This window comes from Actinomadura geliboluensis (assembly GCF_005889745.1).
GTDB lineage: Bacteria > Actinomycetota > Actinomycetes > Streptosporangiales > Streptosporangiaceae > Spirillospora > Spirillospora geliboluensis.
In genome coordinates this window covers 13674-38022 of record NZ_VCKZ01000029.1, presented here as the reverse complement: position 1 = coordinate 38022, position 24349 = coordinate 13674, and the positions used below count along the sequence as shown (strand labels likewise).

The 24349-nt window shown below is 73.3% G+C and carries 22 protein-coding genes; 10 read left to right on the top strand and 12 right to left on the bottom strand.

What is annotated here, in order from left to right; translation table 11 throughout:
* Both ETD96_RS06975 and ETD96_RS06970 read right to left on the bottom strand, forming a co-directional pair.
* Positions 1–877 (bottom strand): DUF4349 domain-containing protein (locus tag ETD96_RS06975; RefSeq protein ID WP_138635451.1); only part of this gene is annotated, 877 nt, incomplete at its 3' end.
* A 177-nt stretch (positions 878–1054) separates the two neighbouring features.
* Complete coding sequence (locus tag ETD96_RS06970; RefSeq protein ID WP_138635450.1) at positions 1055–2161, bottom strand: hypothetical protein; 1107 nt, start codon at positions 2159–2161, stop codon at positions 1055–1057.
* A gap of 152 nt (positions 2162–2313) precedes the next feature.
* Here ETD96_RS06970 and hemG point away from each other — a divergent pair, with 152 nt between their 5' ends.
* On the top strand, positions 2314–3786 hold the full coding sequence (gene hemG, locus ETD96_RS06965) for a protoporphyrinogen oxidase (RefSeq protein WP_138635449.1): 1473 nt from the start codon (positions 2314–2316) through the stop codon (positions 3784–3786).
* A complete protein-coding gene (hemQ, locus tag ETD96_RS06960; protein ID WP_138635448.1) occupies positions 3743–4441 on the top strand; it encodes a hydrogen peroxide-dependent heme synthase in 699 nt (232 codons plus the stop codon). Before hemG ends, hemQ begins: the two co-directional genes overlap by 44 nt.
* A 63-nt stretch (positions 4442–4504) precedes the next feature.
* On the opposite strand, the gene ETD96_RS45740 is transcribed toward hemQ, so the two are convergent.
* Complete coding sequence (locus tag ETD96_RS45740) at positions 4505–5059, bottom strand: TIGR04222 domain-containing membrane protein (RefSeq protein ID WP_138635447.1); 555 nt, start codon at positions 5057–5059, stop codon at positions 4505–4507.
* 38 nt (positions 5060–5097) lie between these two features.
* Positions 5098–5499 carry a peptide-methionine (R)-S-oxide reductase MsrB gene (gene msrB / locus ETD96_RS06950; protein WP_138635446.1) on the bottom strand — a complete coding sequence of 134 codons (402 nt, stop codon included), beginning with the start codon at positions 5497–5499 and terminating at the stop codon, positions 5098–5100.
* A 65-nt stretch (positions 5500–5564) separates the two neighbouring features.
* On the opposite strand from msrB, the gene ETD96_RS06945 reads away from it, so the two are divergent.
* Complete coding sequence (locus ETD96_RS06945) at positions 5565–6650, top strand: DNA polymerase domain-containing protein (protein WP_138635445.1); 1086 nt, start codon at positions 5565–5567, stop codon at positions 6648–6650.
* A 71-nt stretch (positions 6651–6721) separates the two neighbouring features.
* Positions 6722–7492 (top strand): MBL fold metallo-hydrolase, encoded by a 771-nt coding sequence (locus tag ETD96_RS06940; protein WP_138635444.1) that lies wholly within the window; start codon positions 6722–6724, stop codon positions 7490–7492.
* A gap of 79 nt (positions 7493–7571) precedes the next feature.
* Here the strand turns inward: ETD96_RS06940 and ETD96_RS06935 are convergent, their stop codons facing one another.
* Positions 7572–9512: a Xaa-Pro dipeptidyl-peptidase gene (locus ETD96_RS06935; RefSeq protein ID WP_138635443.1), complete on the bottom strand. Its 1941-nt coding sequence runs from the start codon at positions 9510–9512 to the stop codon at positions 7572–7574.
* A 213-nt stretch (positions 9513–9725) separates the two neighbouring features.
* Here ETD96_RS06935 and ETD96_RS06930 point away from each other — a divergent pair, with 213 nt between their 5' ends.
* Positions 9726–9953 (top strand): DUF4236 domain-containing protein, encoded by a 228-nt coding sequence (locus ETD96_RS06930; RefSeq protein WP_338072537.1) that lies wholly within the window; start codon positions 9726–9728, stop codon positions 9951–9953.
* Here the strand turns inward: ETD96_RS06930 and leuA are convergent.
* Entirely contained in the window at positions 9950–11698 is a 1749-nt protein-coding gene (gene leuA / locus ETD96_RS06925) for a 2-isopropylmalate synthase (RefSeq protein ID WP_138635441.1), read from the bottom strand. The genes ETD96_RS06930 and leuA overlap by 4 nt on opposite strands.
* A 196-nt stretch (positions 11699–11894) precedes the next feature.
* Between leuA and ETD96_RS06920 the strand changes: the two genes are divergently transcribed.
* Positions 11895–12590: a FadR/GntR family transcriptional regulator gene (locus ETD96_RS06920; protein WP_138635440.1), complete on the top strand. Its 696-nt coding sequence runs from the start codon at positions 11895–11897 to the stop codon at positions 12588–12590.
* Here ETD96_RS06920 and ETD96_RS06915 read toward each other — a convergent pair.
* On the bottom strand, positions 12573–14966 hold the full coding sequence (locus tag ETD96_RS06915; RefSeq protein WP_138635439.1) for a HelD family protein: 2394 nt from the start codon (positions 14964–14966) through the stop codon (positions 12573–12575). The two genes, ETD96_RS06920 and ETD96_RS06915, sit on opposite strands and share 18 nt — an antisense overlap.
* Positions 14967–15184: 218 nt before the next feature.
* Between ETD96_RS06915 and ETD96_RS06910 the strand changes: the two genes are divergently transcribed.
* On the top strand, positions 15185–16870 hold the full coding sequence (locus tag ETD96_RS06910) for an alkaline phosphatase D family protein (RefSeq protein ID WP_138635438.1): 1686 nt from the start codon (positions 15185–15187) through the stop codon (positions 16868–16870).
* Between the two features lie 54 nt (positions 16871–16924).
* Here the strand turns inward: ETD96_RS06910 and ETD96_RS06905 are convergent, their stop codons facing one another.
* The gene (locus ETD96_RS06905) at positions 16925–18016 is read right to left on the bottom strand and encodes an ATP-dependent DNA ligase (RefSeq protein WP_138635437.1); all 1092 of its coding nucleotides are present in this window, start codon (positions 18014–18016) and stop codon (positions 16925–16927) included.
* A 65-nt stretch (positions 18017–18081) separates the two neighbouring features.
* Here ETD96_RS06905 and ETD96_RS06900 point away from each other — a divergent pair, with 65 nt between their 5' ends.
* Complete coding sequence (locus ETD96_RS06900) at positions 18082–18780, top strand: dihydrofolate reductase family protein (RefSeq protein WP_138635436.1); 699 nt, start codon at positions 18082–18084, stop codon at positions 18778–18780.
* Here the strand turns inward: ETD96_RS06900 and ETD96_RS06895 are convergent.
* A complete protein-coding gene (locus ETD96_RS06895) occupies positions 18762–19481 on the bottom strand; it encodes a pyrimidine reductase family protein (RefSeq protein WP_138635435.1) in 720 nt (239 codons plus the stop codon). The genes ETD96_RS06900 and ETD96_RS06895 overlap by 19 nt on opposite strands.
* A gap of 148 nt (positions 19482–19629) precedes the next feature.
* Here ETD96_RS06895 and ETD96_RS06890 point away from each other — a divergent pair, with 148 nt between their 5' ends.
* Positions 19630–20031 (top strand): hypothetical protein, encoded by a 402-nt coding sequence (locus tag ETD96_RS06890; protein WP_138635434.1) that lies wholly within the window; start codon positions 19630–19632, stop codon positions 20029–20031.
* 20 nt (positions 20032–20051) lie between these two features.
* Here the strand turns inward: ETD96_RS06890 and glgX are convergent, their stop codons facing one another.
* The 3 genes from glgX to ETD96_RS06875 all read right to left on the bottom strand — a co-directional run bounded on the left by glgX (position 20052) and on the right by ETD96_RS06875 (position 23387).
* Positions 20052–22145: a glycogen debranching protein GlgX gene (gene glgX, locus ETD96_RS06885; RefSeq protein WP_138635433.1), complete on the bottom strand. Its 2094-nt coding sequence runs from the start codon at positions 22143–22145 to the stop codon at positions 20052–20054.
* Positions 22146–22226: 81 nt separating this feature from the next.
* Entirely contained in the window at positions 22227–22799 is a 573-nt protein-coding gene (locus ETD96_RS06880; protein WP_138635432.1) for a GNAT family N-acetyltransferase, read from the bottom strand.
* Between the two features lie 39 nt (positions 22800–22838).
* Positions 22839–23387, bottom strand: a complete 549-nt coding sequence (locus tag ETD96_RS06875) for a DUF4262 domain-containing protein (RefSeq protein WP_138635431.1) — start codon at positions 23385–23387, stop codon at positions 22839–22841.
* Positions 23388–23549: 162 nt separating this feature from the next.
* Between ETD96_RS06875 and ETD96_RS06870 the strand changes: the two genes are divergently transcribed.
* Entirely contained in the window at positions 23550–24338 is a 789-nt protein-coding gene (locus tag ETD96_RS06870; protein ID WP_138635430.1) for an SAM-dependent methyltransferase, read from the top strand.
* The last annotated feature ends 11 nt before the right edge of the window (positions 24339–24349 follow it).

Below are 24349 nucleotides of genomic sequence, written 5' to 3'. Positions count from 1 at the left end.
AGAGGAGTATAAGAGACAGGTGCCGCAGCAGGTACAGCGGCACGCCGATCACGGCGGCGGCGAGCAGGAACGGCAGCAGCCAGCCGAGGACGAGGGCGAGGCCGCCGACGAACGCGACGAACGCGTCCCAGCCGTTCTGCAGGCCGCCGACGAAGCCGCCGCGCTCGTCGTCGTCCTTCTTCGGCGCGGTGGCCTTGGTGACCAGCGTCAGCGTCACGGTCGCGTACTGGGTGCGGTGCTTGAGCGTGTTCAGCCGGGCCTGCAGCGCCTCCAGGTCGGCCTCGCGCTGGGCGATCTCCTGCTCGACCTGGATGACCTCGCCGACGGAGTTCGCGCGGCCGAGCAGCTTGCGGAACGACTCCAGGGCGGCCTTCGCCGACCGGACGCGGGCGTCGACGTCGGCGACCTCGCCGGTGACGTCCTCGGCCTCCTGGGAGAGCGAGATCCGGGTGCCGAGCTGCGTGCCGAGCCGGTTCAGCACGTCGGAGTAGCGGTCGGCGGGGACCTTCAGCGTGATCTGCGAGTGGGGCGGCTCGCTCGAACTGGACTCCTGCTCGACGTAGCCGCCGGCCGACTCCGCCATCTGCTTGGCCTTGGCGGCGGCGTCCTCCACGTCGCCGGCGCGGACCCGCAGGCGCGCCGAGTGCACGACCTCCCGCCCGGTCGGCAGCGGCGCCCGCGCGCCCTTCGCGGTCCCCTGGCGGCCGGTGCTCCCCGCGGTGCCGTTCTCGGCCCGGGACGGCGCCGCGGGGGCCGCCGCGCCGCCCCGGTCCACGGCCTCCGACGTACCGGACGAGTCGCCGCCCCCGCATGCGGCCAGGACCCCGGCCAGCAGCAGGACGACCAGCGCACATGTGACGTTCCTGACGTTCCGCATGGCGCTTGGACGAGGTGGCGCAGATCACCGTTCCGGCGGGCGAATCACGATCAGGCCACGAAGGGGCGGCACGGAGGCGGTGGGGAGGTGGCGAGAAGGCGGCGCGGTGCGGCGCGGCCACGGCCCGTCCCCCGTGCGGGCCGTGACCGCGCCGCGCCGACCGGCCGGCGGGCCGCGTCAGCCGTCGGTGAGGACGACGGGACCGCCGATGTTCACCGACCCGAGCGTCCAGAGGGCGCCGGTGCCGGGGACGACCGCGAGGGCGGTCGCCCAGATGTTGCTGCGGTTCGGCACGGCGGTGGTCGGGACCCGCTCCCACGTCCCGCCGCTGTAGCGGAGCAGGCCGGGCTTGGCGGGCTCGTCGAGCAGGTGCCCGAGCGCCCACAGCGTCCCGTCCTCGCCCTTGACGATCCTGTTGAGCGCGTTGAAGCCGGGCGGCGGCGTGACGCTGCTCCAGGCGGTGCCGTCCCAGTGCACCAGGATGGGCGCGGCCGGGGACGCGGCGTAGTTGGTGCCGACGGCCCAGGCTTCGGTGGGGGAGACGGCCACCATGTCGGTGATGCCGTGGATGCCGTCGTTCGGCTGGTTCACCGGGACCTGAGTCCAGGACCGCCCGTCCCAGTGGTGCGCCTCAAGCGTCCGGTCGTACGGGCCGGGGGTGCTCAGGACCCAGATGTCGTCGTCGGCCCGGATGGTGAACTGGCGCAGGGAGACGTCCGGGAGCGTGGTGATGTGCGTCCACGTGGCGCCCGTCCGGCGGTAGATCCCGCTGTCCACGGTCACCCAGACCCCGTCCGTGCGCGCGTCGACGGTCAGGGTCTTGGACGCGGACGGCAGGGCCACCTCCTCGAACCGCGAGCCGGTGAAGTGGCCCAGGTAGGGGCCGCGCGTCCCGGCGGTCCCGTCGCCGGCCCTGGTGCCGCCGATCCACACGTCCTCCGGGCCGACGGCGTCGACGTCGGAGACCGAGGCGCGGCTGGACAGGTTCTGCAGCTCGTACTCGACCCAGCGCCCGTTCTGCCAGCGCCGCACGACGGGGTTGCCGGGGATCGTCTGCCCGGTCCCGGGGATGGGGCCGGGGATGACGATCTCCCCCTGGAGCCCGCTGATCCAGACGCTGTCGGGCGAGGCGGCGTCGACGTCGTAGAGGTAGTTGTTCGGCCAGAAGAACGGCAGGGAGACCGGTCTGAAGTCGCCGCGGGTCGCGGCGGCCGCCGGGGACGCGAGCCCGGCGGCCAGCAGGAGGGCCGCGGCGGCGGCCAGTGGAGCCTTCCAGGAGATCATGCGTGCCAGTATCCACTGGCAGAGTGTTCGAGATCTTGTCACTTCTCCGATAAAAAGGGCGTCCGGCGGCGGTCCGCGAACCGGCGGTGTGACACGCGCCGCTCCGGCCGCCCCGGTGCGCGATCCGGCGGACCGTCTGGAAGGCTGGAGCCATGACCACGTCCCATGCCGTTGTCGTCGGGGGCGGCATCGCGGGCCTCGCCGCCGCCCGGATGCTCGCCCGGGACGGCGTGCGGGTGACCGTGCTCGAGGGCTCCCCCCAGATCGGCGGCAAGCTGCGCGTCAGCGAGATCGCCGGCGTCCCGGTCGACGAGGGCGCCGAGTCGATGCTGGCCCGCCGCCCCGAGGGCCTCGACCTCGTGCGCGGCCTCGGCCGCGCCGCCGACCTGGTGAACCCCGGCACCGCCTCCTCGGCCATCCTCAGCCGGGGCGCGCTGCGCCGCCTCCCGTCCGGGCAGGTCATGGGCGTCCCGTCCGACCTGCGCGCGCTGGCCGCCTCCCAGGTGCTGTCGCCGGCCGGGCTCGCGCGCGTCCCGCTCGACCTCGTGCTGCCGGAGACGCCGCGCGGCGGGGACGTGTCCGTCGCCGCCTACATCGGCGCCCGCGTCGGCCGCGAGGTCGTCGACCGGCTCGTCGAGCCGCTCCTCGGCGGCGTGTACGCGGGCCGGGCCGAGCTGCTGTCGTTCGAGGCGACGCTGCCCGCCGTCGCCGCCGCCGCGCGCGGGCACCGGTCGCTGATCAGCGCCGTCCAGGGCATGCGGAAGGCCGCGCCCGCGGACGCCGGCCCGGTGTTCGCCACGCTGCCGGACGGCCTCGGCACGCTCCCGCACCTGGTCGCCGACGACATCACCGCCGCCGGCGGGACGGTCCGCACCGGCGCGACGGTGCGCGAGCTGCGCCGCCGCGAGGACGGCTGGCGGCTCACTATCGGCCCCACCCGCGACCCCGAGTACCTGGACGCCGACGCCGTGGTGGTCGCGGTCCCGGCCGCGCCCGCGGCCCGGCTCCTGGAGCCGGACGTGCCCGCCGCCGCGCGCGAGCTCGCCGGCATCGAGTACGCCAGCATGGCGATCATCACGCTGGCCTACCGCCCCACCGCGTTCCCGCGGCTGCCGAAGGGCAGCGGCTACCTCGTCCCGGCCGTGGAGAGCGACCCCGAGCGCGGCGGCCGGGGCGTCAAGGCCGTCACGTTCAGCTCGGTAAAATGGCCCCACCTGCGCGAGCGCGACCCCGGCGTCATCGCGGTGCGCTGCTCCGTCGGGCGGCTCGGCGAGGAGCGCACGCTCCAGCGGAGCGACGAGGAGCTGGCCGCCACCGCCATGGCCGAGCTCGCCGCGACGTGCGGCGTCACCGAGCTGCCCGCCGAGAGCCGGGTGACCCGGTGGGGCGGCGGCCTCCCGCAGTACAACGTGGGCCACGCCGACCGCGTGGCCAAGGTCCGGGCCGCGGTCGCCGGGACGCCGGGGCTGGCCGTCGCCGGCGCCGCCTACGACGGGCTCGGCATCCCCGCGTGCATCGCCTCGGCGCGCGCGGCGGCGACCCGGGTGCTGGACCATCTGCGCAGTCGAGAAGGAGTGGAACATGGCCGATCAGGCGGGCAAGCCGAAGGCACGCGAACTCAATAACGTCATCCGCTACACGATGTGGTCGGTCTTCCGGGTCGCGAAGCCCGGCACGCTCGGCGAGCAGGACGCCGCCGAGGTGCAGGACCTGCTCGACCAGGCCGCGCAGAAGGACGTCACCACCCGCGGCGCCTACGACGTCGCCGGGCTGCGCGCGGACGCCGACTACATGTTCTGGTGGCACGCGCCGACGTCCGACGACCTCCAGGAGGTCTACACCCGGTTCCGCCGGACGGCGCTGGGCCGCGCTAGTGAGCCGGTCTGGTCGCAGATGGCGCTGCACCGCCCGGCGGAGTTCAACAAGAGCCACATCCCCGCGTTCCTCGCCGACGAGGAGCCGCGGAACTACGTGTGCGTGTACCCGTTCGTGCGGTCCTACGAGTGGTACCTGCTGCCGGACGACGAGCGCCGCGCGATGCTCGCCGAGCACGGCAAGATGGCGCGCGACTACCCCGACGTCCGGGCCAACACGGTCGCGGCGTTCGCGCTCGGCGACTACGAGTGGATGCTGGCGTTCGAGGCCGACGAGCTGCACCGCATCGTCGACCTGATGCGCCACCTGCGCGGCGCGAAGGCGCGGCTGCACACCCGCCTGGAGATCCCGTTCTACACCGGGCGCCGCAAGCCGGTCGCCGAACTGGTCGCCGGCCTGGCCTGATCCGGCCCGAGGGCGGGCCCCGCCGTACCCGAGGCACCGTGAGGGCCCGCCGACCGGAGGCCGCTAGAAGTCCGAGCCGCCGCCGAGCCCGCCGTCGTACTGCCGGTCGGACAGGCCGCTGGCCTCGAGGTCGCGGTGGCCGCGCCACCGGCGGCGGCCGAACGCGACCGGCTCCGGGTCGGCGGACTCCAGCACCTCCCGCATCCAGGCGTCCTCGAGACCGGCGGGGCCGTGCAGGGCGAGCAGCTCCGGCGGGGTCTCGACGGGCTCCTCGGCGAGCTGCAGGCGCAGCGCCCGGCCCTGCCGGGTCGGGCGGCGCCGCCGCCGGCCGCGCATCAGCCCCGTCTCGCGCATGGCCTCGCCGATGGCGTCCACCTCCGGCGACGCGGCGACCGCCGCGATCACCTGCCCGAGCGGGCGCCCGGCGCCGGGGATCTCGTCGAGCACCGCCGCCTGGACCGGGTCGGCGTCGCCGTCGCGCCGCAGCACCTCCACCCGGTGCGTCCCGCGGAAGATCCGGATGCGGTGCCGGTCCCGCAGCAGGAGCACGGCGACCTGGGCGACCCGGGTCGGCCCTCCGCAGAGGATGGCTGTCGTGTAGTGGTCGAACTCGTCCATGCGACGTCCCAGTGCGGGGGAGGGGGGTGAGCGGCCCGCTACTCGGCGGGTTCGAGGGTCAGCGAGACCGAGTTGATGCAGTAGCGGTCGTCGGTGGGGGTGTCGTAGCCCTCACCGTGGAAGACGTGCCCGAGGTGGGAGTCGCACACCGCGCAGCGCACCTCGGTGCGGACCATGCCGAGCGAGCGGTCCTCGATCAGGGTGACCTTGTCGGACTCGGCCGGCTCGTAGAACGACGGCCAGCCGCAGTGGCTCTCGAACTTGGTCTCCGACCGGAACAGCTCCGTCCCGCAGGCGCGGCACCGGTACACGCCGACCGTCTTGGTGTCGGTGTACTCGCCGGTGAAGGGCTTCTCCGTGCCGGCCTCCCGCAGCACGCGGTACTCCTCGGGGCTGAGCTGCGCCCGCCACTCGTCCTCGCTCTTGCGGATCTTCTCCATGCCATCGACGGTACCCGGCGGGGACGTTCCGGAGGACTGTCGTACACGTGGGTTAACGTGCAGTCATGGCCTCGCCCTTCATCGAGATCCCGGTCGGGGATCGGCTCGTCAAGGTGACCAATCCCGACAAGGTGTACTTCCCGGAGCACGGCTACACCAAGCGGCAGCTGGTGGAGTACTACCTGGCCGTCGGCGACGGCATCCTGCGCGCGACCCGCGACCGCCCGACGACCCTGGAGCGGTGGCCGGCGGGGGTCTTCGAGGGCGCCAAGATGGCCACCCGCGAGGACTACGCGCGCGGCCAGGCCGGCATGGGCGCGGGCAAGTCCGACGCGTTCTACCAGAAGCGCATCCCCAAGGGCGCGCCCGACTGGGTGCGGACGGCGCGCATCGCCTTCCCCAGCGGGCGCTCCGCCGACGAGGTGTGCCCGACCGAGCCCGCCGTGATCGCCTGGGCGGCCAACCTCGGCACGCTGACGTTCCACCCGTGGCCCGTCCGCAAGGGCGACGTCGACCACCCCGACGAGCTGCGCATCGACCTCGACCCGCAGCCCGGCACCGACTTCTCCGACGCCGTCCGGGTGGCGCTCGGCCCGGCCCGCGAGCTGCTGGACGAGCTGGGCTACACCGGTTATGTCAAGACGTCCGGCAAGGCGGGCGTGCACATCTACGTCCGGATCGAGCCCCGCTGGACGTTCACCGAGGTCCGCCGCGCCGCGCTCGCCTTCGCCCGCGAGGTCGAGCGCCGCAGCCCTTCCGAGGTCACCACAAAATGGTGGAAAGAGGAAAGGGGCGAACAAATTTTCATCGATTTCAACCAGAATGCGCGTGACCGGACGATCGCCTCCGCCTACAGCGTCCGCCCGGCCCCGCACGCCCCGGTCTCGGCGCCGCTGACCTGGGACGAGCTGGCCGACGCCGACCCCCGCGACTTCACCATCGCGACGATGCCGGCCCGGTTCGCCGAGCTGGGCGACCTGCACGCCTCCATCGACGACGCGGCCTTCTCCCTCGACGGCCTCCTCGACCTCGCCGACCGCGACGAGAAGGACCACGGCCTCGGCGACATGCCGTATCCACCGAACTATCCCAAGATGCCCGGCGAGCCGAAGCGCGTGCAGCCCAGCAAGGACACCGATAATCGCGCGTGACCGGCGGGAATGCGCGGGGCCGCGCGATGATGGGAGCGGAGCATCCGGCTGATCGATCCGAAGGCGGCACCATGTCCTCGTTGAACGTCCGGTACCTCGGCGGCCCGACCGCGATCCTGGAGATCGGAGGTGTGCGGCTGCTGACGGACCCGACGTTCGACCCGCCCGGCGACCACCCCGTCGGCGACCGGGCGCTGACGAAGACCATCGGCGCCGTCGTCGGCCAGGACGAGGTGGGGCCGGTCGACGCGGTGCTGCTCTCCCACGACCAGCACCCCGACAACCTCGACGCCGGCGGCCGCGCCTACCTGGGCGGCGTCCCGCTGACCCTGACGACCGAGGCCGCCGCCGAGCGCCTCGGCGGCACCGCCCGCGCCCTGCCGAACTGGGCGCACACCGACCTGCCCCGCCCCGGCGGCGGGACCCTCCGCGTCACCGGCGTCCCCGCGCAGCACGGCCCGGACGGCACCGAGCACCTCACCGGCCCGGTCACCGGGTTCGTCCTGTCCGGGGAGGGGCTGCCGACCGTGTACGTCAGCGGCGACAACGCCTCCCTCGACGTCGTCCGCGCGATCGCCGACCGGTTCGCGCCGGTCGACGTCGCAGTGATCTTCGCGGGGGCGGTGCGGACGCCGCCGCTCGGCGACGCCTACCTGACGCTGACCAGCGACGGCGCCGCCGAGGCCGCCGCCATCCTCGGCGCCGCGAAGATCGTCCCACTGCACTTCGAGGGCTGGGCGCACTTCACCCAGGGCCGCGACACCCTCGCACCCGCGTTCGCCGGCGCCGGACTCGGCGACCGCCTCCACCTGCTCGACCAGGGCGGCGCCGTCGCGCTGTGACGGCCGTGTCCGTGACGGTGGTGTGCTGTGACGGCGGTGCGGCCCGCCGCCCGGCTCCCCGGGCGGCGGGCCGGGCCCGTCAGTAGAGCTCGCGCTCCTGGACGGGCAGGGTGACCTCCGCCGGTCCGCGCCAGGTCGCCGGCGGCTGCGGCGGGGCGACGAGGGCGGCCGGGTCGTCCTCGGCGGCGACCACGGGGATGCTGATCGAGCTGCCGCGCAGATCCACCGTGACCTGCGCTCCCGTGGGGGTCTCGGTGTTGTAGTCGGCGTCCGTCCCGGCGAGGACGAGCGCCAGGCGGTGGCCCTTCTTCAGCAGGTACTCCTGACTGAGCGTCTCCCAGCGGACGGTGTGGTACCTACCCGGCTCCAGCGGCTTCGGGCGGCTCAGCGAGTGGGCGTTCTGCGCGTCGAGCCAGCCGCGGGCGACCACGTTCACCGGGGACGTGACCGTCGTGACCTCGGTCTGCCTGTAGCAGGCGTCGTCGGCGGGCGTGCTCTCGCCGTGGCAGTCCTCGGTGCCGAGGGTCCGGATGCCGGAGCCCGCGCCGAGGTAGTTCACCCGGGTGTCCTCGCCGTAGTCGACGAGCAGCGCCGTGAGGTTGGCGGTGGGCTTGTCCAGCTTGATCCGGAGCCGGGCCTCGGGGGTGCCGGACAGGCGCCCGGTCCGCGGCAGGGGAGCGGACACGAACGCGGCCCGGTACGGCTGCGCGGCCGTCGGGTCGGCGACCATCGCGCTCTCGGAGAGGCCGTCGCCGCGCGGGCCGGGCGCGTCGGTGAACGCGGCGGTCGCGCCCTTGGCGGCCCGCTCCAGGCCGAGGACGCCGTTCGCGCCGGGCCGCAGCACGATGTCGCGGGCGTCGCGGGACGGCCAGTCCCGCTGGGTGATCCACTGGTCCGGGCCGATCTCGATGTCGGCGCGCGGCTCCCGCATGATCCCGTTGGGGATCTTCTGCAGCTCGTGGTCGAACCAGCGGTGCAGGGTCGTCACCCAGGCGTCGCGGCGGGTGTCGAACGGGTCGACGTGGCCGCGCTGCGAAAGCCACACCTTGCGCTGCACGCCGCGCCGCGCGAGGGCGTTCCACCACTCGGCGAACTGGTCGTCCTTGACGTTCAGGTCGTTGACGCCGTGGGCGGCGAAGATGCTCGCCCGGACGCGGGACGCGCGGGCGATCGTGCCGTCCCGGTAGTCGGCGGTCTTCCAGTAGGCGTTGTAGTTCCCGGTCGCGTCGTCCTCGCCCTCGTCGAGGCCGGCGTTGACCTCGGCGCACTTGGCGGGCGGGTCGGTGTCGACGTAGCTCGCGAGCCAGGGCTGCTCGTCCGTCCAGTACTTCACGCCGTTCATCCGGCTGTAGCCGTACCAGCTGCTGATCGCCGAGATCGGGACGATCGTCTCCAGCCCCTCGACGCCGGTCGCGGCGACGCCGTTGGCGAGCGTCCCGTCGTAGGACTTGCCGATCATGCCGGTGCGGCCGGTGGTCCAGGTGGCCTTGGCCGGGGTGCCATCCGCCTTGAACGCCTTGGCGCGGCCGTTGAGCCAGTCGACCACGGCCTTGCCGCCGAGGACGTCGGTGGGCCCGCCGCTGACCGGGCAGCCGTCGGAGCGGGTCGTCCCGACCATGTCCACGGCGAGGAACGCGTACCCGCGGGGGACGAAGTAGTTGTCGTAGTAGAGCGGGAACTTCACGGGGTTCCCGTCGGCGTCGTAGGTCTTCAGCTCGCTCTCGTTGCCGCGGCCCGCGTTGTCGTAGTACGGGCTCTCGTCCGTGATCACCGGGACCTTGAGGCCGTGCTCGGTCTCCTTCGGCCGGATGATGTCGACGTTGACGCGGTCCTTCTTGCCGTCGCCGTCGCTGTCCACACTGGACTCGACGTACACGTGCTCGCGGATCGCGTCCTTGTAGGAGAAGACCGGCTGGGTCACGCCGTCCTTCACCACGATCTTGGGGGACGGCTGGGCCAGCGCCGCCGCGCCGCCGCCCGCGCCCGCGAGCGCCGCACTGGTCAGTACGGCCAGCGTCATCGTCCGCCGGGTCCGTCTCAGGGGTCGCCTGGCCAACCCGCACCTCCGGGAGCTGAGAAAACGATCTCTACGCAGCCACACGCTCCTCGCCGGGCGCGGCCGGGTAAAGGGCGCTGCGCGACGAACTCGGCCCGGATTTGGTCACCTCCTGCCCTTGCGTCCCCCGGGCTGGCCGAAACCGGGGTCTCGGTCCGTCCGAGACGGGGGAGGAGGATGCTCGGCGGTCCTCCGGGCATCCCCCTCCGCATGGGTTGGAGCTATCGGAAAGCAATACGGATGGGACCGTTCCGCATCAACCTGTCCAAGAAGGGCGTCGGGCACAGCGTCGGCGCGCGCGGCGCCCGCTACACGCGGTCGGCGGACGGGCGCCGCCAGGTGACGTTCCGGATCCCCGGGACGGGCCTGTCCTGGCGGCGCTCGCTCGGCCGCCGCCGCGACTAGCGCCCGGCGCGGTTCACCGCCGACAGGACGGCCTCCACCGACGCGGCCAGCACGGACGTGTCGCGCCCCGCGCCCCACACGACCGCGCCGCCGACCCGGCACTCGGCGTAGGCGACGGCCATGGCGTCGCTGCCCGCACCGGTGGACTGCTCGGTCAGGTGCAGGACGTCCACCTTGATCCCGGCGCCCGCCAGGGCGTCGGTGAGCGCGTCGATCGGCCCGTTGCCGGAGCCGGTGCGCTCGCGCTCGTCGCCGTCCACGCGGACGACGCCGGTGAAGTCGTGCCGCGCCGGGCCGGTGCCGGAGGTGCGCCAGCCGGCCACCGACACCGGGCCGTCCGGTTCGAGGTACTCGGCGCGGAACAGCTCCCACAGCTCGGCCGCCGTGACCTCCGCGCCGCTGCCGTCGGTCTCCCGCTGCACGACCCGGGAGAACTCGATCTGCAGGCGGCGCGGCAGGTCGAGCCCGTACCCGGTCCGCAGCAGGTAGGAGATGCCGCCCTTCCCGGACTGGCTGTTGACCCGGATGACCGCCTCGTACCCGCGGCCCACGTCGGCCGGGTCGATCGGCAGGTACGGGACGTCCCACGGCAGCCGCCCCGGCGGCACGCCCGCCTCCTCCGCGAGCCGGGCGTGCCGGGCCATGCCCTTGCCGATCGCGTCCTGGTGCGTCCCGGAGAACGCCGTGTAGACCAGGTCGCCCGCGTACGGGTGCCGCTCGTGGACGGGCAGCCGGTTGCAGAACTCGACCGTCCGGCGGATCTCGTCGATGTCGGAGAGGTCGATCCGCGGGTCGACGCCCTGCGCGTGCAGGTTCAGCGCGAGCGTGACCAGGTCGACGTTGCCCGTCCGCTCGCCGTTGCCGAACAGGCAGCCCTCGACCCGCTGCGCGCCCGCCAGCACCGCCAGCTCGGCGCAGGCGACGCCCGTCCCGCGGTCGTTGTGCGGATGGACCGACAGGATCACCGCGTCCCTGCGCGCCAGGTGCCGGTGCATGTACTCGATCTGGTCGGCGTACACGTTCGGGGTGGCGATCTCGACCGTGGCCGGCAGGTTCAGGACCACCGGCCGGTCGGGGGAGGCGTCCCACAGCGCGGTGACCGCGTCGCACACCTCCAGCGCGTAGTCCGGCTCGGTGAAGTTGAACGTCTCGGGGGAGAACTCGAACCGCACCCCCGGCCGGGCGAGCCGCGCCACGTCGGCGGCACCGTCCAGGATCAGCTGCTTCACCCCGTCCCGTCCGGTACCGAGCACGACGTCCCGCCATACCGGGCCCGTCGCCGTGTACAGATGGACGACCGCCCGGGGCAGCCCCTCGATGGACGCGAACGTCCGCTCGATCAGCTCCCTGCGGGCCGGCGTGAAGACCACGGGCGTCACATCGTCCGGGATGCCCGCCTCGGCCAGGTGCCGGACGAAGTCGAAGTCGGTCTGGCTGGCCGACGGGTAGCCGACCTCGATCTCCTTGAAGCCCATCGCCACGAACAGGTCGAACATCCGGCGCTTGCGCGCGGTGTCCATGGGTTCGGCCAGGGCCTGGTTGCCGTCCCGCAGGTCGACGGGCACCCACAGCGGCGCCTCCGCGACGCGCGCCGACGGCCAGGCGCGCTCGACCTCGGGCACGGGCGACGGCACCCGCTCGTGGACGGACCGGTAGCGGTGGAACGGCATGGAGCTGCCGCGCTGCGGATTCCAGAAGGGCCCGGCCACCGGGCCGGACGGGGTGCGCAGAGTCGGGAAGGTCATGGGGCGTTGTCCTCACGATCGCCGGGACGACCGGCAGCACCGGACCCCGCGGCGGGGTGCCGGTCGGATCAGGCCCCGCCGCGGCGACCGAGGAGAAGCACCCGCCACGACATGACCGCCACCCAACCACACCTCAGCTCCTCAGACAAGCTGAGCGGACGGTATCCTGACCGCCCGCCCACCCGAAGGAACCCGCATGCCACTCGCCCGGCTCCGGCCCAGCCCGCTCGTCGAGCAGGCCGCCCAGCGCCTCCGCGACCAGATCGCGGACGGCTCCTGGCCGGTCGGGACGAAGCTGCCCGGCGAGACGACGCTCGCGAAGGAGCTCGGCGTCGGCCGCTCCACCGTCCGCGAGGCCCTGCGCGCCCTCGCCGGCGCCGGCCTCGTCCAGGCCCGCCAGGGTGCCGGCGTATTCGTCATCGCGGCCGAGCCGGACGAGGACTGGCCCGCCCGGCTGCGCCGCGCCTCCGTCGCCGACGTCTACGAGATCCGCATGATGCTGGAGGTCCGCGCCGCCGAACTGGCCGCCGAGCGCCGCACCGGCGCCGACCTCACCGCCCTCGACACGGCCCTCGCCGCCCGCGACGCGGCCTTCGCCGGCCCCTCCACCGAGGCGTTCATCGACGCCGACATCGCCCTGCACACCGCCGTCGTGGGCGCCGCGCACAACCCGGTCCTCGCCGACCTGTTCGCCGAGTTCGTCCCCGTCCTGCGCGACGGCCTCCTCGACCTGGCGGCCCTGGTCGACGTCCGCGCCTCCGACACCGCCCACGGCCGCGCCGCCCACGCCGCCCTGGTCGACGCCGTCCGCGCCGGCGACCCCGCGGCCGCCGGCGAGATCATCAAGACCGAGCTCGCCCAGACCCTCCGGGCCCTACTCCAGAGCGGCTAGGAGGGGCGGGAGGTCGTTGTCGTGGACGATCGTCAGGCGGCGGGTGGCCCTGGTCAGGGCGACGTAGAGGTCCTGGCCGCCCTTCGGTGACTCGGTGACGATGCCGGCCGGGTCGACGACGACGACGGAGTCGAACTCCAGGCCCTTGGCCTCCTCGGCGGTGAGGACGACGACCGGGGAGTCGAGGGCCTCGGGGGTGGCGCCGACGGCGGCGTCCGGGAGGGCCTCCAGGACTTCGGCGTGGCGGGCGCCGGAGGCGATGACGGCGAGGCGGCCCTCGGCGGACGCGTCGTCGGTGACCAGGGACAGCTCCGCGGCGACGAGGGACGGCAGCTCCGCGACCGGGAGCGCGAGCGCGGCGGGCGGCGGGCCGTCGTCGCGGACGGGCTCGGGCGGCGTCTGGCCCGGATCGACGGCGGCGAGGACGCCGGCCGCCACCCGCATGATCGCGGCCGGGGTCCGGTAGTTGACGAGGAGGCGCTGCTCCCGCCAGCGGCCCGGCACGTAGCGGTCGAGCATCTGGCCCCAGGTGGTGGCGCCGGCGGCGCTGCCGGTCTGGGCGATGTCGCCGACGACGGTGAGGGAGCGGGTCGGGACGCGGCGCATCACGGTGCGCCAGGCCATCTCGGAGAGCTCCTGCGCCTCGTCGACGATCACGTGGCCGTAGGCCCACTGGCGGTCGGCGAGGGCGCGCTGCGCGGTGGTGAGGGGCGGGCCGCCGTCGTGGTGGCGGTCGGCCAGCTCGCTCGCGGAGATCACGTCGCGGGCCGAGAGCAGGTCCGTGGTGCCGGCGGACTCGATGACCTCGCGCGCGTAGCGCTCCTCCTCGGCCCGCGCGGCGGCCGCCGCGCGCTCCCGGGCCCGGTCGGCGGAGTCGTCCTTGCCCAGGTACTCGGCGGCCTCGTCGAGGAGGGGGACGTCGGAGACGGTCCAGGGCGAGCCGGCCGGACGGTGCAGAGCCGCGCAGTCCATGCCGACCTGGGCGCCGACGCGGGCGAGGGCGCCGGGGTCGGCGTAGAGGTCGGTCAGGAGACGCTGCGGGGTCAGCTCGGGCCAGAGCTCGTGGAGGGCCCTCTTGACGGCCGGGTTCTGCCAGAGCTCCTCCTTGGCGAGGCGGAGGTCCGTCTCGTCCAGGAGGGGTTCGTCTTCGGCCTCGTCGATGAGTTCCTGGAGCCAGCCGGGCATGCCGCCGGCCTTCGCCATCTCCTCCAGGGGCTCGTCCATGAGGCGGTCGTACTGCTCGGCCCGGTTGACGGCGAGCGCCTCCAGCATGTCGTGGACGAAGCGCCGCCGCTGGATGTTGTGCGGGTGGCGCAGCGCGCGGGCCCGGTCGCGGATCTGCTCGCACTTCTCGGCGTCCACGACGACGGTGAAGTCGTCGATGTCGAGGCGGAGGCCGCCGGCGGGCACGCGCTGCCGGTCGTGGACGGCGGCCCGGACGAAGTCGGCCATGCGGTGGTCGCCCTTGATGACGGCGACTTCGGGGGTGTCCCTGGCCGTCGCCTTGACGCCGGGGTAGAGCTCGCCGACCGTGGCCAGGGCGACGTCGGTCTCGCCCAGGCCGGGCAGCACCTGCTCGATGTAGCGGAGGAACGTGGCGTTCGGGCCGACGACGAGCACTCCCCGCCGTTCGAGGACGTCCCGGTGCGTGTAGAGCAGGTACGCGGCGCGGTGCAGGGCGGCGACCGTCTTGCCGGTGCCGGGGCCGCCCTGGACGACGAGCACGCCGTGCAGGCCCGAGCGGATGACCTGGTCCTGCTCCTCCTGGATGGTCGCGACCACGTCGCTCATCCGGCCCGTCCGGCCGCGGCGCAGGGTGGCCAGCAGCGCGGCCTCGCCGACGACGGCGCGCCGCTCCGGCTCGGCCAGCCCCTCCAGGTCGAAGACCTCGTCGTCCAGCCGGACGACCTCACGCCGCCGCAGGTGCAGGTGGCGGCGGCGCGCGAGGGTGCCGGGGGCGCCCGGCGTGGCGGTGTAGAACGGCCGCGCCGCGGGGGCGCGCCAGTCGATCAGGAGGGGCTCGTGGTCGGCGTCGCGGAGCCCGATCCGGCCGATGTAGAACGTGTCGCCGGGGCCGTCGGCGCCGCCCCGGTGGTCGATCCGGCCGAAGCACAGGGCGTTCTCGACCGCGTTCAGCCGTGCGAGGCGGCGGGCCGCCTCGTCGGTCGCGACGGCGCTCTCCACCCGCGCCTGGAACGCGGCGCCGCCGCCCGCCCCCGGCCCGTCGCGCAGCGCGGCCTCGGCCTTCGCCCGCTCGGCGTCGAGCCGCGCGTAGATCCGGGACACCCGCGCCTGCTCCGCGCGCAGCGGCGCGGCGGTCTCGCGTTCGGCATTCTCGCGGTCGGGGTTGACAGCGTCCGCTTGACGGAGTCCCATGCTTCGACTACACTCCTATACATAGGGTGAGGTTTGTTGTGCGCAATTCGTAAGTCGCCAGCCTAGCATCCTTTCCTGCCCGCCGGATGATCTTCTGGCCCCGGTCAAAAGATCGTCTTTGTTGGGACGGGCGTCATCCGCACGGTGCCCCGCGGTCACCGATCTTCGTGAGGCTGTCCGGCGATCACTGCCGGACCCCTCCGAAAGGTCGCTCCTCCATGGCCGACTCCGCGCACCCGCTGAACCGGAGAACCTTCCTGGTCGCCGGTGGTCTCGCCACCGCCACCGCCGCCGCCGGCCCGCTCGTCCCGGGCACCGCGCACGCCGCCGCCCCGCGCCCGCGCACCCTGCCCGGCGACCCGTTCACCCTCGGCGTCGCGTCCGGCGACCCCGACGCCGACGGGTTCGTCCTGTGGACCCGGCTCGCCCTGAACCCCCTCGCCGAGGACGGCCTCGGCGGCATGCCCTCGCGCACCGTCCCCGTCCGCTGGGAGGTCGCGACCGACGAGCGCTTCCGCCGCGTCGTGCGGCGCGGCACCGCCGCCGCCCGGCCCGAGGCCGCGCACTCCGTGCACGTCGAGCTGAACGGCCTGCGCCCCGGCCGCGACTACTGGTACCGGTTCCGCACCGGCGCGCACGTCTCCCCGGCCGGCCGGACCCGCACCGCCCCGCACCCCGCGACCTACGGGCCCGCGCTCGCGATGGCGTTCGTCTCCTGCAGCCAGTTCGAGCACGGCTACTTCACCGCCTACCGGCGGCTCGCCGAGGAGCACCCCGACATCGTCCTCCACCTGGGCGACTACCAGTACGAGTACAAGAAGGGCGTCTACAACATCCCTGGCGGCAACGTCCGCGACCACGAGGGCCCCGAGACGGTCACCCTCGCGGACTACCGGCTGCGGCACGCCCAGTACAAGTCCGACCGCGACCTCCAGGCCGCGCACGAGGCCGCGCCGTGGCTGGTCGTGTTCGACGACCACGAGGTCGAGAACAACTGGGCCGACGACATCCCCGAGGCGAACTCCGACACCCCGTCCTACGAGGCCTTCCGCGCCCGCCGCGCCGCCGCTTTCAAGGCGTACTACGAGAACATGCCGCTGCGCCGCACGTCCGTCCCGAAGGGGCCGGACATCCAGATCTACCGGCGCGTCCAGTGGGGCCGGCTCGCCACGTTCCACATGCTCGACACCCGCCAGTTCCGCGACGACCAGGGCTGCGGCGACGGCTACAAGGACTGCCCCGAGGCCACCGACCCGAAGCGCTCCATCACGGGGGACCGGCAGGAGGCGTGGCTGCTGGACGGCTTCCGCCGCTCCCGCGCGCGCTGGGACGTCCTGGGGCAGCAGGTGTTCTTCGCGCAGCGCGACAACACCGAAGGGCCCGTCAAGAAGACCTCGATGGACTCCTGGGACGGCTACGTCGCCTCCCGCGACCGCATCACCAGGGGATGGCTGGACGCGAAGGTGCGCAACCCCGTCGTGCTCACCGGCGACGTCCACGCGCACTGGGCCAGCGACCTGAAGGCCGACTACGACGACCCCGGCTCGAAGACCGTGGGCTCGGAGCTGGTGTGCACGTCCATCACCAGCACCGGCGACGGCAAGGACTCCGACCCCGCCGACCACCCTTTCCTCAAGATCAACCCGCATCTGCGCTTCTACAACAACCAGCGCGGCTACGTGATGACGACGATCGGCAAGGAGGAGATGAAGGCCGACTTCAAGACGCTGCCGACCGTCCGCACGCCGGGCGCCGGGATCTCCACCAAGGCGACGTTCGTCATCGAGGACCGCGTCCCCGGCGTCAATCAGACCTACCTGCGGCCCTTCGCGTCGCCGAAGGCCGCGGCGCAGCCCGACGGCGAGCTGATCGAGCAGACCGTCGCCAACGAGACCCAGCCCTGACCTCCGCCGCCGCCCCGGGACGCGCCCGCCGGCGCGTCCCGGGGCGGCGCGCGCTCAGCGGTCGACGCGCGGGCTCGTCGCCGGGCCGGAGAGGATGTCGGCCAGGTCGTAGGCGACCGGTACCTCGAGCTGCTCGTACGTGCACGACTCGGGCGTGCGGTCGGGGCGCCAGTTGCGGAACCGGGCGGTGTGCCGGAACCGGTCGCCCTCCATCGCCTCGTACGCGACCTCCACCACCAGCTCGGGACGCAGCGCCACCCAGCTCAGGTCCTTCTTGCCCGTCCAGCGGGAGACGGCGCCGGGCATCCGGTCGGCCGTCGCCTCGCTCTGGCGCGCCCACTCGCCCCACGGGTGGGCGGAGAGGTCCTCCAACCGGTAGGGCTGCAGCTCCTCGACCAGCTCGGCGCGCCGCTTCATCGTGAAGGACGCGGCGACCCCGACGTGCTGGAGCTTGCCCGCGGAGTTGTAGAGCCCGAGCAGCAGCGACCCCACGATCGGCCCCGACTTGTGCCAGCGGAAGCCCGCCACCACGCAGTCGGCGGTCCGCTCGTGCTTGACCTTGAACAGGACGCGCTTGTCGGGCTCGTACACGGTGTCGCGCGGCTTGGCGATGACGCCGTCCAGCCCGGCGCCCTCGAACTCGTCGAACCAGCGCAGCGCCAGCTCGTAGGAGTCGGACGCCGGCGTGACGTGGATCGGCGCCTTCACCCCCGCGAGCGTCTCGGTGAGCCGCCGGCGGCGCTCGCCGAGCGGCACCTCGAGCAGCGACTCGCCGCCGAGCGCCAGCAGGTCGAACGCCACGAACGACGCGGGCGTCTCCTCCGCCAGCAGCGTGATCCGCGACGCGGCCGGGTGGATGCGCTGCTGGAGCGCGTCGAAGTCGAGGCGCGTCCCCCTCGGCAGCACGATCTCGCCGTCCACCACGCACCGTGCGGGCAGTTCGCGCTTCACCGCCTCGACGAGCTCGGGGAAGTAGCGGGTGAGCGGCTTCTCGCCGCGGCTGGACAGCTCCACCTCGTCGCCGTCGCGGAAGACGATGCAGCGGAAGCCATCCCATTTCGGCTCGTACAGCAGGTCGCCCTTGGGCATGGTCTTGACCGCCTTGGCCAGCATCGGCGGCAGCGGCGGGCTGATCGGCAGGTCCATGCCCCCATCCTGCGCCACGGCACCGACAGAACGACAGCCCGGGGGTGTTCGGTAACGTGCAGGTCATGCGCCGTTTGCTGCCGGAGCCCGCCGCCGGCGTCGACCCGTACGAGAGCTACGGCGACCTTCCCGGGCTGCGGCTCGGCATGGTCGTGAGCGTGGACGGGTCCGCCACCGACGCCGAGGGCTGGACGGACGGTCTCGGCGGCGACGCCGACTTCCGCGTCCTCCGGAGCCTGCGGGCGCTGGCCGACGCGATCCTCGTGGGCGCCGGCACCGTCCGGACGGGACGCCTCGGCCCCGCCCGCCTACGCCACGATCTGCGCGCGCGCCGCGGTCGGCCACCCGCGCCCATCGTCGTGGTGAGCCGCTCCGCCGACCTCGATTGGACGCTCCCGCTGTTCACCAAGGCCGAGACACCCACGATCGTGGTGACGTCGCAGAGCGGCCGGAAGAACGTGCCGAGTGGCATCCAGGCGGTCGTGGAGGGGGAGGACAACGTCGATCTGCCCGCCGCCATCAGGACGCTCCGCGAAGACCTCGGTTACGAGCATCTGCTCTGCGAGGGCGGCCCCGCATTGGCGACCGCGCTGATCCGGGCGTCGCTCGTCGACGAGCTATGCCTCAGCATTGCCCCGACCCTGCTTGGAAGCCCTCGCCACACCCGCCTCTTGGACGGCCTGGAGACCGAGGTACCGCTCGACCCCACCGCCCTCTACATCGATGAGGGCGTGCTGTTCGTCCGCTACCGGCTGCGGGTGTAGCGCAGGAACAGGAACTCCTCGTCCTGCAGGGCGTGGGCGAGCTTCAACTCCAGCGGGACGGGCACCGGCGGCGCGTCCAGGATCCGGGTCGGGTTCCCGCCGAGCAGCATCGGGCTCAGGGTGAGGCACAGCTCGTCCAGCAGCCCGGCCGCCACCAGTTGCCCGAGCACCGACGGCCCGCCCTCGCACAGCAGCCGCCGGTGGCCGCGCTTGGCGAGCTCCCGGACGGCGACGGCGAAGTCCAGCGAGTCCTTCCCCGCGATGATGACGTCGGCGTGCTCCCGCGCCGCCGCCAGCCGGGCCGGGTCGGCGGACGCGGTGGCCAGCACCATCGTCGGCACCTCGGCCTCGGTGAAGATGGGGGCCTCGAAGTCCAGGTCGAGGCTGCGGGACACGATCGCGATCGGCGGGACGGGGGTGCGCCCCTCCCGGACGCCGTCCCAGCCCTCGCTGGGCTTGACCGGCCCGTAGCCCTCGGCGCGCACCGTCTGCGCGCCGATGATGACGACGTCGGCGAGGCCGCGCAGCAGCAGGAACAGGTGCCGGTCGGCGGCGTTGCCGAGGCCGCCGCTGCGCCCGTCGCGCTGTGCCGCCCCGTCGAGGCTGGCCACCATGTTGGCCCGCAGCCAGGTGCCGTCGGGCGGGTACGCGTAGCGCTCGGCGAGGTCGGCCTCGCCGGGCTCCGGAGACAAAGGGCGCATAGATCACCCAAGCTACTGCACGCGCCCGTCCGACCGGCCGGATGACCGGTTGTGCATCAATCTGTAGAAATCCGTCATGCCGGGAGCGTCCGGAAGCAACACTTGCCCGCGGGGACGGGGACGGGAATTCCACAGAAGGGAGCGGGGGGTGGAGTACGCGGCGCTGTGCGCGTGGATCCTCGCCGCCGCGGCGGGCGGCTACCTGCTGGTCATCTGGTTTCTGAACGGCGGGCGCTCGACGAAGGTGACGCGGTTCCCGGTCCTGGTCGTGGTGGGGCATCCGCTCGCGGCCGTGGCGGGCCTCGCCCTGTGGCTCGCCCACCTGGCCACCGGGGGCGCCGGCTACGCGTGGGCCGCGTTCGCGGTGCTGCTGGTCGTCGTCCTGCAGGGCTTCGCGCTGTTCACCCGCTGGCTCGTCGGGCGGGGCGGACGGCACGCGCGCGGCGCGGAGCAGGCGTTCCCGGCCGCCGCGGTCGCCGTCCACGGCGCGGTGGCGGTCACCACGGTCGTGCTGGTCTTCCTGGCCGCGCTCCAGGCCGCCGGCGCCTAGGGCCGCCTGGGGGCCGCCGCCTAGGGGAGCCGCCGCAGGACGAGGAGGGCGCGGTCGGTGACGCGCACGACGTCGCGGGCCTTGACCCGGGGGCGCTCGCCCACGGTGCCGGGCTCGGCGGTGTCGAGGGCGAACTCCCAGCGCTCGCCGTACTCGGCGCCGGGCAGGGTGAACTCGACCGGCTCCGACCCGGCGTTGACCAGCAGCAGGAACGAGTCGTCGCGGACGCGGCGGCCGCGCGGGTCGGGCTCGGTGATGGCGTCGCCGTTGAGGAACACCCCGAGCGACTTCGCGAAGCCGACGTTCCAGTCCTGGTCGGTCATGCTGTCGCCGGCCGGGGTGAGCCAGGCGATGTCGGCGGCGGCGCCGCTGCCCCGCCCGGTGAAGAACCGGCGGCGCCGGAACACCGGGTGGTCGTGCCGCAGCCGCGACAGGATCCGGACGAACTCCATGTCGTCGGAGTCCTCCCAGTGCACCCACGCGGTCTCGTTGTCCTGGCAGTAGGCGTTGTTGTTGCCCTTCTGCGTGCGGCCCAGCTCGTCGCCGTGGGAGAGCATCGGCACGCCCTGCGACAGGAACAGCGTCGCCAGGAAGTTGCGGCGCTGGCGCGCGCGCAGTTCCAGGACGGCGGGGTCGCGGGTCGGGCCCTCGGCGCCGCAGTTCCAGGAGCGGTTGTCGTCCGTCCCGTCCCGGTTGCCCTCGCCGTTGGCCTCGTTGTGCTTGTGGTCGTAGGAGACCAGGTCGGTGAGCGTGAACCCGTCGTGGCACGTCACGAAGTTGATGGACGCGAACGGCCGCCGCGCGCTGTGCTCGTACAGGTCCGACGACCCGGTGAGGCGGGACGCGAACTCCGGCATGGTCGCGTACGACCCACGCCAGAAGTCGCGGACGGTGTCGCGGTACTTGCCGTTCCACTCCGTCCACAGCGGCGGGAAGTTGCCCACCTGGTAGCCGCCCTCGCCGACGTCCCACGGCTCGGCGATCAGCTTCACCTGCGACACGACCGGGTCCTGCTGGACGAGGTCGAAGAACGCGGCCAGCCGGTCGACGTCGTGCAGCTCGCGGGCCAGCGCGGAGGCCAGGTCGAACCGGAACCCGTCGACGTGCATCTCCAGGATCCAGTAGCGCAGCGAGTCCATGATGAGCTGCAGCGCGTGCGGGTTGCGGACGTTCAGCGAGTTGCCGCAGCCGGTGTAGTCGAGGTGGTAGCGCTTGTCGTCGTCGCGCAGCCGGTAGTAGGACGCGTTGTCGATTCCCCGGAACGACAGCGTCGGGCCCAGGTGGTCGCCCTCGGCGGTGTGGTTGTAGACGACGTCAAGGATGACCTCGATCCCAGCCTCGTGCAGGGCACGGACCATCGCCTTGAACTCCAGCACCTGCTCCCCGGACTGCCCGGACGAGCTGTAGGCGTTGTGCGGCGCGAAGAACCCGATCGTGTTGTAGCCCCAGTAGTTGTCGAGGCCCCGCGCCACCAGCGCGTGCTCGGGCACCGACTGGTGCACCGGCATCAGCTCCACGGCCGTCACGCCGAGGTCGAGCAGATGGTCGATCATCACCGGGTGCGCGAGGCCCGCGTACGTGCCGCGCTGCTCCTCCGGGATGCCCGGATGCAGCCGGGTCAGGCCCTTCACGTGCGCCTCGTAGATGACGCTCTCGTGGTAGGGGACCCGCGGCGGCCGGTCGTCCGCCCAGTCGAAGAACGGGTTGATGACGACGTTCTTCGGCATGTAGGGGGCGCTGTCGTCCTCGTTCAGCGCGTCGGGGTCGGCGAACCGGTAGGAGAACAGCGACTCGTGCCAGCGGACGCCGCCCTCCACGGCCTTGCCGTACGGGTCGAGCAGCAGCTTGGACGGGTTGCAGCGGTGCCCGTCCCGCGGGCTGAACGGGCCGTGCACCCGGTACCCGTACCGCTGCCCGGGCCCGACCCCCGGCAGGTAGCCGTGCCACACGAACCCGTCGACCTCCGGCAGCTCCCGCCGGGTCTCGGTGCCGTCGGCGTCGAACAGGCACAGCTCGACGCGCCGCGCCACCTCGGAGAACAGGGCGAAGTTGGTGCCCGTCCCGTCCCAGGTGGCGCCGAGCGGATAGGGGTCCCCGGGCCAGACCTCCCGCATGCTGTCCCCTTCCGGCCGGTGAATCCTGGTCCCGTCGATTGTCGCCTACCCCGCGCCGATCACTGTGTCACCCGGAGAGTGTCACCCGGGCGGCAGGCGCCAGACGAGTTCGTCGTCGCGGGTCTCGCCGGTCGCGACCATGCCGATCTTGGACGCGACGGCGGCGGAGGCGCGGTTGTCCGGGTGGACGGTCGCCACGATCTCGCCGACGCCGTGGGCGCGGAGCCAGTCCAGCACGGCGCGGGCGGCCTCGGTCGCGAAGCCGAAGCCTTGGTAGGGCATGCCGATGACCCAGGCGACGGACGCCAGGTGCCGGGGCGGGCCCGGCGTGACCGTCGACCCGGCGGAGGCGGGCCCCACGGTGAACCCCGGCGCGGCCGGCTGGACCGTCGCCTGGACGTAGCCGACGGCCTGCCCGTCCCGGACACGCCGGACGATCCAGTTCAGCCACCACTCCTGGTGGAACGGCGCCGGGCCGGCGACCAGGTGCGCGTAGCGGGCGCGCAGCTCGTCCCGGGTGAGGGGCTCGCCGCCGATGTGGCGGTGCAGGCGCGGATCGTCCAGGACGGGCGCCATCTCGTCCGCGTGGTGGACCGCCAGCGGCTCCAGCAGGAGGCGCGGGGTCCGGATGGCGTCGGCGATCGGCCCGTACACCCGCCGATCGTATGCCGCCGGGCCGCCGCCGGCCCGGTTTCAGAGCCGCCGTGTCCAGACGCCGGCCGGGTGCTGCTTCGGGTCGAGCCACAGCCAGGGCTGGGCGTGCCGGAACGGCAGGTCGGTGCCGGGCTGCCAGGGGAACAGCCCGTCCCGGTTGGGCCAGACGACCTGCAGGATCGGCAGCGGCGGGCGCCGGTAGAACGCCACCGCCCCGCGGAACAGGCCGTCGTACCAGCGCGGGTCGACGTCCCGGAACGCGGCCTGCTGCCCCCGGACGACGCCGTCGCGGCGCTCGCCGTCCACCGGGACGCCGCCCCCGGCGGTCTGCCGGCCGAGCGCGTTGAGGACCTCCTCGGTCTCGTACACGTCGCCGCCGAACATCGCCAGCTCGGGCGCGCCGTGGCTGTGCCACAGGCCGATCGTGTACGCCCAGCCGGGCCCGTCGGCGTCGGGCTGCACGAGCACGACGCTCCACCCGTACTGGGTGATGTGGACGATGGTGCGCAGCTGGAAGTTGTCCAGGCGGTCGCGGTCGCCGTAGTCACGGCAGATCACGCAGGTGCACGAGGGGCGGTCGCCGGACATGACCCTCAGTTTACGATCAATCGACCCAGGGTCGGCGCCCGTCGTCCCCCTTTGCCGGTCATCACCGGAACGGCATGTGAGCGGCGCCTTTTCTACGACAGAATGCTCACCACGCGCGCATCGCGCGGGAAGGTCCGCCGCCGCGACCGAAGGGGAGCCCCCATGACCGAATCCATCGACCCGGCCGCGCTCGACTCGGGGATCCCGCACGCGGCGCGCATCTGGAACTACTGGATGGGCGGCAAGGACAACTACGCCGCCGACCGCGCCGCCGGCGACGCCGTGGCCGAGGTGTACCCGCAGATCGTGACGATGGCGCGGCTGTCGCGGCGGTTCCTCATCCGCGCGGTCGGCCATCTCGCCGCCGAGTGCGGCGTCCGGCAGTTCATCGACATCGGCACCGGCCTCCCCACCATGCAGAACACGCACGAGGTCGCGCAGGGCATCGCGCCGGAGTCGCGCATCGTCTACGTCGACAACGACCCCCTGGTGCTCGTGCACGCCCGCGCGCTGCTGGGCAGCACCACGGGGGAGGGCTCCACGACCTACGTCCACGCCGACTACCACGAGCCCGACCGGATCCTCGACGGCGCCCGCGAGACGCTCGACTTCGACCAGCCCATCGCCGTCATGTTCATGGGCGTGCTCGGCTACGAGCCCGACCTCGCGGTGGTCCGAGCCATCGTCGGCCGGGTGATGGACGCGGTTCCGTCCGGCAGCCACCTGGTGCTATGGGACGGCACCGACACGGGCGCGGAGGTCGTCGACGGGGCCGAGAAGCTGGTGGAGAGCGGCGGCGTCCCGTACGTCCTGCGCAGCCCCGAGCAGCTCGCGCGGTGCTTCGAGGGCCTGGAGATGGCCGAGCCGGGGCTCGTCCCGATCAGCGAATGGCGCCCGGACGTCACGCCCGCCCCCATCGACGCCTACGGCGCCGTGGCCCGCAAGCCCTGACGCCACCCTGA